Source organism: Cloacibacterium rupense, from assembly GCF_014645495.1.
Classification (GTDB): Bacteria; Bacteroidota; Bacteroidia; order Flavobacteriales; family Weeksellaceae; genus Cloacibacterium; species Cloacibacterium rupense.
This window is the reverse complement of the sequence record NZ_BMLV01000003.1, coordinates 237953-252456: the sequence shown is the minus strand read 5'-3', so window position 1 is coordinate 252456 and position 14504 is coordinate 237953. Positions and strand designations below refer to the sequence as shown.

The window sequence follows — 14504 nt, the reverse complement described above, 5'->3', positions numbered from 1 at the left end:
TGTGTCAATTTTTCAGATTAATTATTCTAAATCTGCAAAATCAGCTTTATCTGCGAGAAAATTACAACAAAAATTTTTAAGATTGAAAATTCATCTTGAGGTGAATCTTTGCGAGCTTAAAATTATTTTCAAAAAATAAAAAATCTTAGCGCAATTTGCGTTTAAAAGAAATGAAAAATATAAAATTACAAGTTCCGGGAACGGTTGCCAATCTGGTTTGCGGGTTTGATATTCTCGGAATGGCACTCAATGAACCGTTTGATGAAATGGAATTCAAATTGTTGGACGAAAGAAAAATCATCATTCACCACGAAGATGATTTCCATTTGCCAACCGAACCTGAAAAAAATGTAGCAGGAGTGGTTTTGCTCAAAATTTTAGAAAAATTAGAAAATCAAAACATCGGTTTTGAAGTCACCATCAACAAAAAAATAAAACCAGGAAGCGGTTTAGGTTCTAGTGCAGCAAGTGCAGCAGGAGCAGCTTTCGGTGCAAATGAATTGTTGGGAAATATTTTTTCTAAGGAAGAGTTGGTGCATTTTGCGATGTTTGGCGAAGAATTGGCTTCTGGTTCTAGACACGCAGACAACATTGCGCCTTGCCTTTTCGGTGGAATCACCTTGGTAAAGTCATCAGAACCTATGGATATCATTCCGCTTTCTTCGCCAGATTTGTATGTTTCGGCGGTGCATCCTCAAGTTGAGGTGAAAACGTCTGATGCAAGACAAATTCTCAAAAAAAATATCCAAATGAAAGATGCTGTGAAACAATGGGGAAATGTAGCAGGTTTGGTAGCAGGAATTTTAAAAAATGATAATCAATTAATTTCTAGGAGTTTAGAAGACGTTTTGGTAGAACCTATTCGCAGTATTTTGATTCCTAAATTTGATGAGGTAAAAAAGCAAAGTTTAGTACTTGGTGCATTAGGTGGAGGAATTTCGGGTTCTGGGCCTTCGATTTTTATGTTGAGCGAAACCAAAGAAATCGCAGATAAAGTAGCTGAAAATATGCAAAAAATCTACAACGAAATCGGTATTGAAAACTATGTTTACGTTTCTAAAATTAATGATCAAGGAATAAAATTGGTTGAAAGTTGATGATTTGTTTGATAGAAGTCGCGTAGCGACGAGCGATATTTTAAAATTAGAATTTATTCTAATAATAATGAAAAAAAAGATAATAATGAATTTTTACAATTTAAAACATAAAGAAGAGCAGCTTAATTTCAAAGAAGCTACGATAAAAGGACAAGGGAAAGAGAAAGGTTTGTTTTTTCCAGAAGATATTTCAAAATTTAGTAATGAATTTTTGCAAAATTTAACTCAACTTTCAGACGAGGAAATTGCGTATCAAGTAATGAAGGATTTCGCGGGAGACGAAATTCCAGAAGCTGAACTTAGAAAAATAGTTGCCGAAACCATCGCTTTTGAAATTCCTTTAAAAAAAGTGACAGAAAACATTTCGGTTTTAGAACTTTTTCACGGGCCGACTTTAGCTTTTAAAGATGTTGGTGCAAGATTTATGAGCCGTTGTTTGGGTTATTTTCTGAAAAATGAAACCAGAAAAGTAACGGTTTTGGTAGCCACTTCTGGTGATACTGGTGGTGCAGTTGCCAATGGTTTTTATGATGTGGAAGGAATAGAAGTCGTGATTTTATATCCAAAAAATAGAGTAAGTCCAGTTCAGGAAAAACAATTGACAGCACTTGGAAAAAATATTCACGCTTTAGAAGTGAATGGTAGTTTTGATGATTGTCAGGCTTTGGTAAAACAAGCGTTTTCTGATGAAAGTTTAAATGAAAAATTACTTTTGACTTCGGCAAATTCTATTAATGTTGCCCGTTGGTTGCCTCAACAAATTTATTACGTTTTAGCTTTGAAACAATGGTTGAAAGTGAATACTGAAAATCCTGTAATCTGTGTTCCGAGTGGTAATTTCGGGAATATTTGTGCAGGAATTTTGGCGCATCATCGTGGTTTACCTGTGGAACATTTTATTGCGGCGTGTAATGTAAATGATGTGGTTCCGGAATATCTCAGAACAGAAATTCTTCAACCCAAAGAAACCGTTGCTACCATTTCAAACGCGATGGATGTTGGTGATCCTAGTAATTTTGTAAGAATTTTAGAATTATTTGACAAAGAATTTAATCAAGTTAAAAGCAAACTTTCTGGTTACACGATTGATGATGAGGAAACGCTTAAAACCATCGAAAGAGTAGAAAAAGATTATGGTTACGTTCTAGATCCTCACGGTGCAGTAGCTTTTGTAGCTTTAGAAAAATATTTGGCAGAAAACGGAGGGAAAGGATTTTTCTTAGAAACGGCACATCCTGTAAAATTTCCAGATTCTGTAGAAAAGGCAACGGGAAAATCGGTAGAAATCCCGAAATCTTTAGAAGAATTAATGAAACAAGAGAAATTCACCACAGAAATTAATCCTCAATATGAAGAATTGAAAGGGTTTTTGTTGGGGAAATAAAGATTCTAACTCATCTTTTTCGTCTGTTTTTTTATTAATTTTGTAGAATTGATTTGTATTAGAAAATTTATTTAAATGTCCTCAAAAATCAAACTAGAAAACCTGAAAATTCACGCTTTTCATGGTGTTTTACCCGAAGAAAAAATTCTGGGAACGTATTATATTTTAAATCTTACCATTAAAGCAGACGTTTGGAAAGCTGCTGAAACAGATGATTTAAAAGACACCATCAATTACGCTGAAATTAATGATATCATTCAACAAGAAATGAAAATTCCTTCGGAATTGTTAGAACACGTTGCCGGTAGAATTATTGAAAAAGTAGCGATAAAGTTTCCTGAAATTACATCAATTAAACTGAAAATCACGAAAACAAAACCTCCAATGCAAGGAGAAATGGATGGTGTAAGTATTGTTTTGAAGAAGAAATTTTAAAAAATTAGTTTTAAATTTTTTAAAAATCTAAAAAATCCCTATATTTGCAATCCGAAACAAATGGTGCTTTGGCCGAGCGGCTAGGCAGTGGTCTGCAACACCATCTACAGCGGTTCGAATCCGCTAGGCACCTCATAAATCCTGAAATTTCATTATTTCAGGATTTTTTATTTATCTTTATCCTAATGTTATTTATTCTACTAGCTATTGTTATTATTTTTCCTGTATTAATAGGTTTTGGCGAAATTTTTCACAAATTTTTCGGCAAAATCTGGCAAGGAATTTCTGCAAAATTATTTTCTGGAATGTTTTTCTTGGCTATGATTTGGCAAATATTGGCGTTTTTTATTCCATTGAATATTTGGGTAGAAGCCGTGAGTTTAACTATTGGATTTCTGGCGTTTTTCTATTTTAAAACGTACAAAGATTTTCTAAAATTTTCTAAAACTGAAATTCTGAAACTATCTTTTTTGACTTTAATTATCATAATTTCAGGAAGTTACTATCCTTTTATTTTAGACCATTTTGGTTATTACGTTCCAAGTGTCAATTGGCTTTCAGAATTTGGGTTGAGCAAAGGATTGGCAAATCTCAATTTAATTTATGCTCAAATGTCGGTTTGGCATATTTTTCAAGCAGGTTTTTCGCATTTTTCTGATGCTTTTTTACGAATTAATGTGGTTTTTCTCATTGCATTTTTTATTTATATTTTTGAAAAAAAAGCGTGGAGCTTACTCTTTATTTCGCCCATTTTTTTACTTTTTATTCAATCTCCAAGTCCAGATTTGCCAGCTATTGCATTGTCTCTAATTGTTTTAAATGAAGTTATCAAAGGAAATACAAATCTCAAATTGCTTTTTGCCTTTTCGGTGTTTGTTTTCACGATAAAACCTACGATGATTTGGATGCCAATTTTTGTTTTTCTGTATTTTTTCAAAAAAGAAAATCTTAAATTTCTTTGGCTCGGTGTTTTAGTGGGGTTGATTTACATTTTTAAAAATATTTGGTTATTTGGTTATCCATTTTTTCCAGTTCAGGTTGGTGATTTTGGAGTTTCTTGGTTGCCCAATTCAGAAATTCTACAATATTCTTCGGAAGTTGCCATCACCAAAACCTATGATTTGCAATATTCTGTCTCAGAAATTCAAAAATTTAAAACTTGGGATTACATTTACAATTGGTTTACGTTGCATTCTTACAAAAAATACATCCATTTTGCATTTATTTTGTCTCTGATTTTTTTCGGAATTTTCGCTTTTAAAAAGAAAGATAAATTAACTACTATTTTATTCATTTCTATCGTGTTAAAAAGTATTTTAGTTCTCTTTTTTTCAGCACAATACAGGTTTTTTCTTGATGTCTTTTTTGTGATTTTTGTTTTGGTTTTTCATTCAAAAATTAAAGAAAAATTATCATTGTTGAGTTTCAGTTTAGGAGCTTTTCTTATTTTATTTTTGATGAGTTTTCCTAAAATTTTACAATCCCAAATTCCTACTTTTAAACTAGGTTATTTTATGGAAGGTTTTACTAAAAATCAGTTTTTTAAACCTGCTTATTTTGCTTTAAATTCTTACCAAACCTTCAAAATCGGGAATTTAGAATTCAATGTTCCGAATTATGATTTATGTTTTGATACACCTCAACCAGCGCTTTCTCCGGATTCCGTAAAAAAATATTTTGAAGTAGGTATTTTTCCTCAAAAAAAATCAGACAATCTAAAAGATGGCTTCATTTGGAAAAAACTTTCTGAGGAAGAAAAAGTAAAATTGAAAACCATTATAAATTCTCTATCACAAAGTTCTCAAAGAAAATCACAAAGTTCACAGAAATAAACAATATGTGACGTAAAACTTTATGAAGCGAAGCGTCTTTGTGTAAAATGTTTGTGAACTTTGTGTAATATTTTGTGCTCTTTGTGATATTTAAAATACAAGATTTAAAAGTTAAACCAATTTATAACTCGAACCTTTTCATTAACTTTGCTTTTATGAATAATTTAGGAAATTTTCTCACGCTTTCTACCTTTGGCGAAAGTCACGGAATTGCATATGGCGGAATTATTACCAATTTCCCCGCAGGAATTGAAATTAATTTTGAAGAAATTCAGCATCAGTTAGACCGCAGAAAACCAGGGCAATCTGCCATCGTAACTCAACGAAAAGAGAGTGATACGGTACAATTTCTTTCGGGAACTTTCGAAGGGAAATCTACAGGTACACCTATTGGTTTTGTGATTTACAATGAGAACCAAAAATCTAAAGATTACGACCATATAAAAAATAATTACAGACCTTCTCACGCAGATTTTACCTACGACCAAAAATTTGGAATCCGTGACCACAGAGGTGGCGGAAAATCATCAGCTCGCGAAACCATCAATTGGGTAGCAGCAGGAGCTTTGGCGAAACATATTTTGCCGAAAAATGTAGAAATTTCTGCGTATGTTTCTTCGGTAGGAGAAATTTTCTGCGAAAAACCTTACCAAGATTTAGATTTTTCTAAAATTGATGATAACGATGTGCGTTGTCCAGATGCAGAAACTGCCGAAAAAATGATTGCCAAAATCAAAGAAATCAAAAAAGAAGGAAACACCATTGGCGGCACTATCACTTGTGTCATCAAAAATTTACCAGTAGGAATTGGCGAACCTATTTTCTTAAAATTGCAAGCAGAATTAGGGAAAGCAATGATGAATATTAACGCTGCAAAAGGTTTTGAATATGGAAGCGGATTTTGTGGCGCAAAAATGACAGGCAAAGAGCATAACGATCTTTTCAACGAAGATTTCACTACGAAAACCAATCTTTCTGGCGGAATTCAAGGTGGGATTTCAAACGGAATGGATATTTATTTCAGAGTAGCTTTTAAACCGATTGCGACACTTTTAAGACCTCAAGAAAGTTTTGATAAAAACGGAAATCCAATTATTGTAGAAGGAAAGGGAAGACACGACCCTTGCGTTTTGCCAAGAGCTGTTCCTGTGGTGGAAAATTTGGCAGCTTTTGTTCTCGCGGACTTGTTTTTGATGAATCAAATTAGAAAAGTATAAAATTTTGAAAATTAAAGATAAAATAGTATTAATTTCTTTATTCTTATCATTATTGTATATAGGATTTGGAACCTATATAAGTAGTTTTGATAATTTAGATATTGAATTAAAAATTTCAACTTTAGTTTGTGGAGAAAGTGGAAATCCGAGATGTGAATTAACATTACTATTTTTTTCAATGCCATCTTATGGATTTAGTAGAATGATATCCATGTTTTTTGGAGGAGAAGAATTTATATTTTATATAGTTCAAACTATAATGATTTTTATCTATTCAGTTTTTTTGAATTCAATATTTACAATTTTACTTTTCTTGAAAGATTCTTTAATCAAAAATTAATAAACAATGCAAAACTACTTCCAAAACTCCATCACTTTTGATGAGTACATAAAAGAAACAGAACGCAGAATTGCAGTTCAAAATCCTGAAGACGACCATAATGAATATTATGAATTGGGGCTTCAGAGAATGAATCGAACGTTGAAAACCTTTAAAATAGACAAAGAACAACTCAATGTTTTAAAATCTAAAAATTTCAAAGGAAAAATTCTTATCATTTCAGAACCTTGGTGCGGAGATGCTAGCGCTACCGTACCTGCAGTGACCAAATTTTTTGAAGCAGCTGATATTGAAGTCAAGATTTTCCTTAAAGATTCTGATACTTCTTTAATTGAACAATTCTTAACCAACGGAACACAATCTATTCCTAAAATTTTAATTTTAAATGAGAATTTTGAAGTTAAAAATGTTTGGGGACCAAGACCACAATTCGGAAACGAACTCTTGAAGAAATTCAAAGAAAATCCTGAAACGTATCCTCGCGAAGAATTTTATAACGATTTACAAGTGTATTATGCCAAAAACCGTGGCAAAGACGCAATCACAGAATTGTTAGAACTATTATAATTATAAAGGTTTCCCTATTTCAGAGGGGTGGCTTCGCAAAGCGAAGTCGGGGTGTCAAAAAAAATATCAACAAATCTTGAAAAATAAATCAATGAATTTTCTTAAAAAAAACTGGCTTACTCTATTGTTAACAGCTTTTCTGTTGGCAATTTTATTAATTCCGAGTTTTAAAGAATTTGTTCAAAGACAAATCTTAATGAAACCCACATTAGAAAAAGTAGAAAACGAAGTCACTTTCACACCAGAAGAATTGAACCTTCAGTTAAAAGGCGTGAATGTTCCAGATGCTAATTTGGCAGATTTTAAAGATAAAGTAGTTTTTCTTAATTTTTGGGGAACTTGGTGTCCGCCTTGCAGAGCAGAATATCCTAGTATTCAGAAATTGTACGATGCAAAAAAAGACAAAGTTCAGTTTGTCCTTATTGCCATGAAAGACCAAGAGGCTGCAGTAAAGAAATTTTTGGCAGAAAATAAATATACTACACCAGTTTATTTAGCAATCAGCCCAATGGCCGAAAAAATGCTTCCAAAATCATTTCCTACCACTTATATTATCGATAAAAATGGCAGAATTCTTAAAAAAGAAGAATACGCTAGCGATTGGAACTCAGATTCTGTACATCAATTTTTGGATTCGTTTTCTAAATAATGACCACATTGTCATCTATTTAAGCTTAAATAATACTTTGGCAAACTATTTGATTATTAATCCATAACCAAACCACAAAATATTAAAATTTAAAATGAAAAAATTTTTATTGTTATTTCAAGCGTTCAGAAAAGATGGGTTAATTTCTAAATTTCCTTTAATTCTGAAAATGTTTAAAGCCTACAGAAAAGGCGAATTTCATATGGATTTGAAAAACGTAATCATACCATTTATTGCATTTATATACATTATTTCACCACTAGATATTTTGCCAGGTATTATTTTAGATGATTTAGCTGTTTTAGCTCTTGTAATGCCTATTCTTTTAAAAGAAGTAAATCGTTTTACAGAATGGGAAAATCAAAAAAAATCTTTCAACAAAGACAATAATATCGTAGATGCAGAAGTTATAGAATAGAATTTCATTTGTGTTTTTTATATAAATCGCTTCAATCATTTATTTGTTGAAGCGATTTTATTTTTTATTTGGCGCACCACATTTTAGCTTCTTTTCACTTTCAGTCCGCCTGCAGTTCCCGCTTCCCGAAAAAATGAATTTTTCGGGAGAGCTCCACTTCCGTCGGTGCGAATCTACGTTTCAGTTTTATTTAGAAATTTCCACTATTTTTGCGTTTAGAAAATTGTAGGATGTTAGATGCTAGATGCAGAAAGTTTCTATTTAGAATTCAAAAAAAATTAACTTTTAAAAATAAAAAGTATCAATTAATAACATCAAACATCTAACATCAAGCACCCAACAATAATTTGAAAACTCTCATTTCCATCATCGGTTCTACAGGAATTGGCAAAACAAAACTCGCCATCGAAATTGCAAAACATTTCGATACAGAAATTATTTCTAGTGATTCTAGACAATTTTTCAAAGAAATGAAGATAGGCACAGCTATGCCAACTCTCGAAGAATTAGCAGCCGTAAAACATCATTTTGTAGGCAATCTTTCCGTTACAGATTATTATTCCATTGGTCAGTACGAAACAGATGCTTTGCGAAAAATAGAAGAAATTTTTGCAGAAAAAAGCACCGTAGTTTTGGTTGGAGGCAGCATGATGTACGAAAAAGCAGTAGCAGAAGGACTCAATGATTTACCAACTGCTAATGCAGAAAATCAACAAAAATTAGAAAAAATCTGGAAAGAAGAAGGCTTAGAAAAATTACAAGAAATTCTCAAAAGTTTAGACGAAGAATATTACAACATCGTTCACAAAGAAAATCCTAGAAGATTACTAAGAGCAATAGACGTTATCTGGCAAACGGGCAAAAAATTCTCAGAATTAACTGCAATTCCAACCGAAAAACGCAATTTTAAATTACACAGAATAGGAATTAGAGCACCTAGAGAAATAATGTACGAGAGAATAAACCAGCGTGTAGATAAAATGCTAGAAAATGGATTGCTCGAAGAAGTGAAAACTCTAGTTCAGTACAAAGATTTAGTACCACTTCAGACCGTAGGTTACACCGAAATTTTTAAATATTTAGACGGAACTTGGGATTTTGATTTTGCTGTAGAAGAAATCAAAAAAAATTCTCGCAGATACGCCAAACGCCAAGAAACTTGGAACAGAAAAGTAGAAAACGTAACTTGGTTAGATTACAATTATTCTGAGGAAGATTTGGGAGTTATTCTTTCGCAAATTTAGCTTTAATCTGCAGCGAGAAAAGAATAAAAAAAAGCACCAAAATTTCGGTGCTTTCTTGTGATTAGTTGTTGAATGTTATATGATATTATGAATTGGATTCTGGTACGTGTTGTTTCCAATGTTTTCTGAAATTTCCGTTCTGGAAATCATCTTTGAATTTTGAGAATTCTTCATCGCTCATATTTCTTACTTTATCTAGAAAAGACAATCTTTTTTGTTTGAAGTTTTTGCATTTTCCATCTTTTTCACAATGTTCTTTTGCTAATTTTGCAATGCCTACTACGGCTAAAGCAGCAAGTGCTACTTTCCAAAAATTTTTCATAATTTTAAAATGTTATAAGTTGATGTTTCTTTTTATAGTAAGACGATTGAGAGGTGTTTTTACTTTAATTGTTTTGTGATTTTTTTCTCAAACCTCTTACGTTTAATAAGACGAATATTCAGTATTTTTACTTTAATAAATTCGTAAAAATTTTATTTTTTTTTGTAGAATTGAAAAATGAGCTCCGTAGGAGCGACAGAAAATAAAAAAACGGACAATCGTCCGTTTTCATTAACCTTATTTATTTTAACATCTTCCTCGGAATCTGTCTTTCCATTTTTGTTTGAAATTTTCTCTTTCTTCATCACTCATATTCATAAATTTATCTCTTAGTTCTTCTTTAATAGATTCGTGATGTTCGTTGTTTTGGCAACAATTTCTAAAATGTTCTTTCATCTTGTGGTGTTTTCCGCCGCCTTTGAAACCACCGAAAAGTAATTTACTCAAGATGAAAATTCCTACAGCTTGCCAATAGGTAATGGTTTTTACCCCAATTACTTCGGGCAAAATGCCGTTCCAAAGCAGCATTACTACATAAGGCAATAGAAATAGAGAAGCTATAAAAAGAAGCGCTATCAGAAATTTTCCTTTTTTATGTTGTGTGTTCATATTGATTAAAAATTTAATTCGTTATACAAATGTTGGAGTCTTTTTCTAAGGTGTTTTACCGCATAACCTTTTCTGCTGATAATAGTTTTTAGGTTTTCGCCTTTTTGATCTGCAATTTCCTGAAGCGTAAAATCCTCGATTTCATTTAGCAAGAAAACTTCTCTTTGATTTTCTGGTAGTTCGTCTAGCGCTTGCATCAGTTCATTCCAAAATTCTTCTTTAAAAAGTGCCAATTCTGGACTTGCATTTTCGTCTAAAAGAAGGATTTCTTTGAATGAAATTTCGTTTTCGTCATTTTCATACGTGTAATCTTCTAGATTGTCTGTTTTCTTTTTTCTGTAATTGTCTGTTACTCTGTTTTGTGCTACTCTGTAGAGCCAAGCGCTTACGTTTTCTAGTTCGTCTAGATTACTCAATCTGCTAAACTGATACCAAACATCCTGTAGAATGTCTTCAGCTTCTTCTGTGGTTTTTACTTTTCCACGCACAAAACCGAACAATTTTTTACCAAATTGTTGAACTGTTTCGGTGATAGAAAAGTGTCTTTCGTCACTCATAGAAGCTGTAGTTATCGTCTCCATATTTTGTAAGACGATTGAAGTTGGGTTTTACTTTAATAAAATTTTAAAAATTTTAAAGACAAATGTAGTTTTTAAATTTCGTACTTTTGCAGTAATCAATTATCAACTATTAATTATCAACTATAATTATGGCAAATACACCTTCTAATATGCTAGAACTAGGAACTAGAGCTCCTTATTTTGAACTTCCCAATCCATCAAACAGCAGCGAAATTCAATCTCTTGAAGAATTAAAAGGAGAAAAAGGAACTTTGGTGATTTTTATGTGCAACCACTGTCCTTTTGTATTGCACGTAATTGATAAGTTGACAGAACTTTACGAAGATTACAATAATCAAGGGATAGAATTTATCGCGATTAATTCTAATAATGTAGAAAAATATCCTGCAGATTCACCAGAAAAAATGATTGAATTTCAAATCGAAAGAAATTTTGAATTTCCTTATTTATATGATGAAAGTCAAGCGGTTGCCAAAGCTTATGATGCAGCTTGTACGCCAGATTTTTATTTCTTTGATGATAAATTAGACTTGGTTTACAGAGGTCAAATGGATGATTCTAGACCAGGAAATCAAAAAGAAATTACAGGAGAAGATTTAATTATTGCATTTGAAAATTTACTTTCAGGAAATCCGCAAGAAGACTTACAAAAACCAAGTATGGGATGTAACATCAAATGGAAAGAGTAATTTTTTTTCATTTTAAATACAAAAGAGCCAAAAAATGGCTCTTTTTTTATGTTTTTTAGAAAAATGGATTATGCTTTTTTTCGAAACCAATTTGGGTAGCATTTCCGTGTCCGCTATACACTTGGGTTTCTTCTGGCAAAGTAAAAAGTTGAGTTCTGATGCTTTCTAACAATTGCGTGTGATTTCCTCTGTACAAATCTGTTCTGCCAATGCTTCCTTGGAAGAGGGCATCGCCCGAAATCACAAAATTTTGTGATTTATTGTAAAAAGCGATACTTCCTGGTGAATGCCCAGGTACAAAAAGAACTTTCAATTCGTCTTCATCTAAAAACACCGAATCTCCTTCTTTTAAATATTCTATTTCTCCTTCAAATGGTTTAAAATCAAAACCATAATTTCTAGCAGACATTGGATTTCTATCAAGTATTTCTTTTTCTTCTTGGTGCATTTTAACCGCTACTTCATAAGTATCAAAAGCCCACTGTAAGCCTAAAACGTGGTCTATATGTGCGTGTGTAAGCAGAATGTTTTGAATTATTATTTTATTTTCTTTGATGAAATTTTCTAGAACTTCTGTTTCCGTTTCGTTCCAATTTCCGGGATCTATTAGGTAACCTTTCTTATTTTCATTAAAAATTAGATAGGTGTTTTCTGAAAAAGGATTGAAGGAAAAAACTTGAATATTGAGCATGTTTTAGAAATTTTGATGATGAGCTTTATTGAGATTTAATTTTCAAATTTAATCATTTTTACAATTTTAAATTTCAATATTTTGGCTTGATTTTCGTTATCTTCGTAAGATGAAATATATAAGATTGCTTTTTTTGTTGGTTCCGTTTCTGTTTTCTGCGCAGAAAATTAGAAGTGTACAGCTTTTTAATCCTCAAACTAATGATGAAACTCCTGTCATAAAATTTGGAGAGCAGTTGGTTCTTAATTTTGATGATTTAAGCAATGGAAGTACGGTTTACAGATATACCATAAAACATTACAATCGAAATTGGCAAGATGATGGTCTTTTTTTTACTGAATTTGCCAAAGGAAATCTCAATGGATTAATTCAAGATTTTCAATATTCATTCAATACCAAACAAAGATATACGCATTATACCCTTCAATTTCCAAATGAAAAAATGCAACCGAAAATTTCTGGAAATTATGAATTGATTGTGTATTTAGATTCTGCTTCTAAACCGCTATTTAAAAAAAAATTTTGTATCGTAGAAGATGGGGTAAATGTAGCCATCAATGTTTCTAGATTTGATGATGTTAAAAAGCCGAACCTTAACCAAAGGGTAGAAGTAGCCGCTACTTCTAATCAAGCTAATCTATCTTCTAATATCGGTTCTATAAGCCTTAATGTAATTCAGAATAATAATTTTAATATGGGTGTTTTTAATGTAAAACCCAATTCTATGATGGGAAATAAACTGCTTTTCCAACAGTTAGATTTAGTTTTTCCGGGGAATAATGAGTTTTATTATTTTGATAATAAAATCATCAATCAAGCTTTTGATATGGTAGCTGCGGTAGAAAATACAGACGATGGTAATCAGACTTATTTGCATCCGGTTTGGGCGTATCCGCTTAATTATCAATATCAACCAGACGTTAATGGGGCTTTTTATTTCAGAAGAAATGATATGGGGATAGAGCGTAATGCTGACACAGAAGCAGATTATTCTTGGGTTTATTTTACCTTAGACTCAGATAAAATAGATAAAGAATTATATGTCTTAGGAGCATTTAATGATTATACTCCTTCAGAAGAAAGTAGAATGAATTATGATGAACAATCTAAAAAATATGTAGCTAAAATCTACCTAAAACAAGGGTTTTACAATTATATTTTGGCTACTCAAGATTCATCAGGAAATCTCGATTTTGGAGAAATAAATGGTAGTTTCTGGCAAACCGAAAATTTATATCAAGCCTTTTTGTATTACACAGATTTTGGTAGAAATTATGATGGTTTGGTAGGTTACGGCGAGACAAGGAGAGTTGTGAGATAGAGTTAAAAAAAATAACCTTGTCTAGATTAGACAAGGTTATTTAATTTTAAGAAAATTCTTCTTCGCAAAGTTGTTTTACGACTTCTATCCATCGGTCTTCATCATTAAGACAAGGGATGTAATTAAATTTTTCTCCGCCAGCGTGTAAAAATTCCTCTTTTCCTTCTACCGAAATTTCTTCTAAAGTTTCTAGACAATCACTCACAAATGCTGGACAAACAATAGCTAAATTTTTCACACCATTTTTTGGTAGATTTTCTAGTGTTTCATCAGTATAAGGCTCTATCCATTTGTCTTTCCCTAATCTAGATTGGAAGGTAGATTTCACTTGACTATCTTCTAAACCTAATTGTTGTCTTACCAATTCTGTAGTTTTCAAACATTGATGTCTGTAACAATATTGATGTGAAGGATGATCTTCTTTGAAACAACAATCGCCAATTTTACAAGTTTTTGTAGGATCTGTTTTGTAGATATGTCTCTCAGGAACACCGTGATACGAAAACTGAAGCAAATCAAAATTTTCTGGCAATTTTTCTTTGATGCTTTCTGCCAAACAATTGATGTAAATATCTCTGTTGTAAAAAGGTTTTACATAATTAATTTTAACATTCGGAAAAAGTTTCGCCTGAACCTCCTTTGCTTTTTCTACAACCGTTTCCGTTGTACTCATTGCATATTGAGGATAAAGCGGGAAAAGTACAATTTCTTCCACTCCTTTTTCTACCAAATTTCTGATACCAGTTTCTATGCTTGGTTCAGCATATCTCATCCCGATTTCTACAGGAATATCTACCAACTTTTGTAATTTTTTTTGAATTTGTTTGGTGATGACAACGAGCGGAGAACCTTCTTCAGTCCAAACTGTTTTGTATGCCGCTGCAGATTTTTTTGGTCTGGTTTTTAAGATAATTCCACGAACTAATAACGCTCTAAAAAACCATCGATAATCTATCACACGTTCATCCATCAAGAATTCATCAAGATATTCTTTTACATCTTCTACTTTTGTAGATTTTGGCGAACCTAGATTTACGAGAAGGATTCCTTTTTTGGGGTTCTGAGTTTCGATTTTCGAGTTCTGAGTTATATTGTTTTCCAAAATTTC

The 14504-nt window shown here is 32.1% G+C and carries 17 protein-coding genes and 1 tRNA gene; 13 read left to right on the top strand and 5 right to left on the bottom strand.

What is annotated here, in order from left to right; all coding sequences use genetic code 11:
* Window positions 1-170 precede the first annotated feature (170 nt).
* The 11 genes from IEW40_RS08845 (at window position 171) to miaA (ending at window position 9183) form a co-directional block, all read left to right on the top strand.
* The gene (locus tag IEW40_RS08845) at window positions 171-1097 is read left to right on the top strand and encodes a homoserine kinase (RefSeq protein ID WP_188617735.1); all 927 of its coding nucleotides are present in this window, start codon (window positions 171-173) and stop codon (window positions 1095-1097) included.
* A gap of 85 nt (window positions 1098-1182) precedes the next feature.
* The gene (gene thrC, locus IEW40_RS08840) at window positions 1183-2481 is read left to right on the top strand and encodes a threonine synthase (RefSeq protein ID WP_188617734.1); all 1299 of its coding nucleotides are present in this window, start codon (window positions 1183-1185) and stop codon (window positions 2479-2481) included.
* Window positions 2482-2556: 75 nt separating this feature from the next.
* A complete protein-coding gene (folB, locus tag IEW40_RS08835; RefSeq protein WP_188617733.1) occupies window positions 2557-2916 on the top strand; it encodes a dihydroneopterin aldolase in 360 nt (119 codons plus the stop codon).
* A 62-nt stretch (window positions 2917-2978) separates the two neighbouring features.
* A tRNA-Cys gene (locus tag IEW40_RS08830) sits at window positions 2979-3049 on the top strand.
* Between the two features lie 52 nt (window positions 3050-3101).
* Complete coding sequence (locus tag IEW40_RS08825; protein WP_188617732.1) at window positions 3102-4748, top strand: LIC_10190 family membrane protein; 1647 nt, start codon at window positions 3102-3104, stop codon at window positions 4746-4748.
* Between the two features lie 155 nt (window positions 4749-4903).
* Window positions 4904-5965 (top strand): chorismate synthase, encoded by a 1062-nt coding sequence (aroC, locus tag IEW40_RS08820; RefSeq protein WP_188617731.1) that lies wholly within the window; start codon window positions 4904-4906, stop codon window positions 5963-5965.
* Window positions 5966-5969: 4 nt separating this feature from the next.
* The gene (locus tag IEW40_RS08815; protein WP_188617730.1) at window positions 5970-6305 is read left to right on the top strand and encodes a hypothetical protein; all 336 of its coding nucleotides are present in this window, start codon (window positions 5970-5972) and stop codon (window positions 6303-6305) included.
* Between the two features lie 6 nt (window positions 6306-6311).
* Complete coding sequence (locus tag IEW40_RS08810) at window positions 6312-6872, top strand: thioredoxin family protein (protein WP_188617729.1); 561 nt, start codon at window positions 6312-6314, stop codon at window positions 6870-6872.
* Window positions 6873-6963: 91 nt separating this feature from the next.
* Window positions 6964-7521 (top strand): TlpA family protein disulfide reductase, encoded by a 558-nt coding sequence (locus IEW40_RS08805; RefSeq protein ID WP_188617728.1) that lies wholly within the window; start codon window positions 6964-6966, stop codon window positions 7519-7521.
* 94 nt (window positions 7522-7615) lie between these two features.
* The gene (locus IEW40_RS08800; protein ID WP_188617727.1) at window positions 7616-7939 is read left to right on the top strand and encodes a YkvA family protein; all 324 of its coding nucleotides are present in this window, start codon (window positions 7616-7618) and stop codon (window positions 7937-7939) included.
* Between the two features lie 347 nt (window positions 7940-8286).
* A complete protein-coding gene (miaA, locus tag IEW40_RS08795; protein ID WP_188617726.1) occupies window positions 8287-9183 on the top strand; it encodes a tRNA (adenosine(37)-N6)-dimethylallyltransferase MiaA in 897 nt (298 codons plus the stop codon).
* A gap of 85 nt (window positions 9184-9268) precedes the next feature.
* Here miaA and IEW40_RS08790 read toward each other — a convergent pair whose 3' ends face one another.
* The 3 genes from IEW40_RS08790 to IEW40_RS08780 all read right to left on the bottom strand — a co-directional run bounded on the left by IEW40_RS08790 (window position 9269) and on the right by IEW40_RS08780 (window position 10695).
* Window positions 9269-9505: a hypothetical protein gene (locus tag IEW40_RS08790; RefSeq protein ID WP_188617725.1), complete on the bottom strand. Its 237-nt coding sequence runs from the start codon at window positions 9503-9505 to the stop codon at window positions 9269-9271.
* A gap of 246 nt (window positions 9506-9751) precedes the next feature.
* Window positions 9752-10114, bottom strand: coding sequence for a hypothetical protein (locus IEW40_RS08785; RefSeq protein WP_188617724.1), 363 nt, complete (start codon window positions 10112-10114; stop codon window positions 9752-9754).
* Between the two features lie 5 nt (window positions 10115-10119).
* Window positions 10120-10695 (bottom strand): RNA polymerase sigma factor, encoded by a 576-nt coding sequence (locus IEW40_RS08780; RefSeq protein WP_188617723.1) that lies wholly within the window; start codon window positions 10693-10695, stop codon window positions 10120-10122.
* A gap of 128 nt (window positions 10696-10823) precedes the next feature.
* Here IEW40_RS08780 and IEW40_RS08775 point away from each other — a divergent pair, with 128 nt between their 5' ends.
* Window positions 10824-11384 (top strand): thioredoxin family protein, encoded by a 561-nt coding sequence (locus IEW40_RS08775; protein WP_188617722.1) that lies wholly within the window; start codon window positions 10824-10826, stop codon window positions 11382-11384.
* Window positions 11385-11439: 55 nt separating this feature from the next.
* Here the strand turns inward: IEW40_RS08775 and IEW40_RS08770 are convergent, their stop codons facing one another.
* Window positions 11440-12075, bottom strand: coding sequence for an MBL fold metallo-hydrolase (locus tag IEW40_RS08770; protein WP_188617721.1), 636 nt, complete (start codon window positions 12073-12075; stop codon window positions 11440-11442).
* Window positions 12076-12184: 109 nt separating this feature from the next.
* Here IEW40_RS08770 and IEW40_RS08765 point away from each other — a divergent pair, with 109 nt between their 5' ends.
* Window positions 12185-13396 carry a type IX secretion system plug protein gene (locus IEW40_RS08765; RefSeq protein ID WP_188617720.1) on the top strand — a complete coding sequence of 404 codons (1212 nt, stop codon included), beginning with the start codon at window positions 12185-12187 and terminating at the stop codon, window positions 13394-13396.
* Window positions 13397-13442: 46 nt separating this feature from the next.
* Here IEW40_RS08765 and hemH read toward each other — a convergent pair whose 3' ends face one another.
* Window positions 13443-14498, bottom strand: a complete 1056-nt coding sequence (hemH, locus tag IEW40_RS08760; RefSeq protein WP_229663415.1) for a ferrochelatase — start codon at window positions 14496-14498, stop codon at window positions 13443-13445.
* Between the last annotated feature and the right edge of the window lie 6 nt (window positions 14499-14504).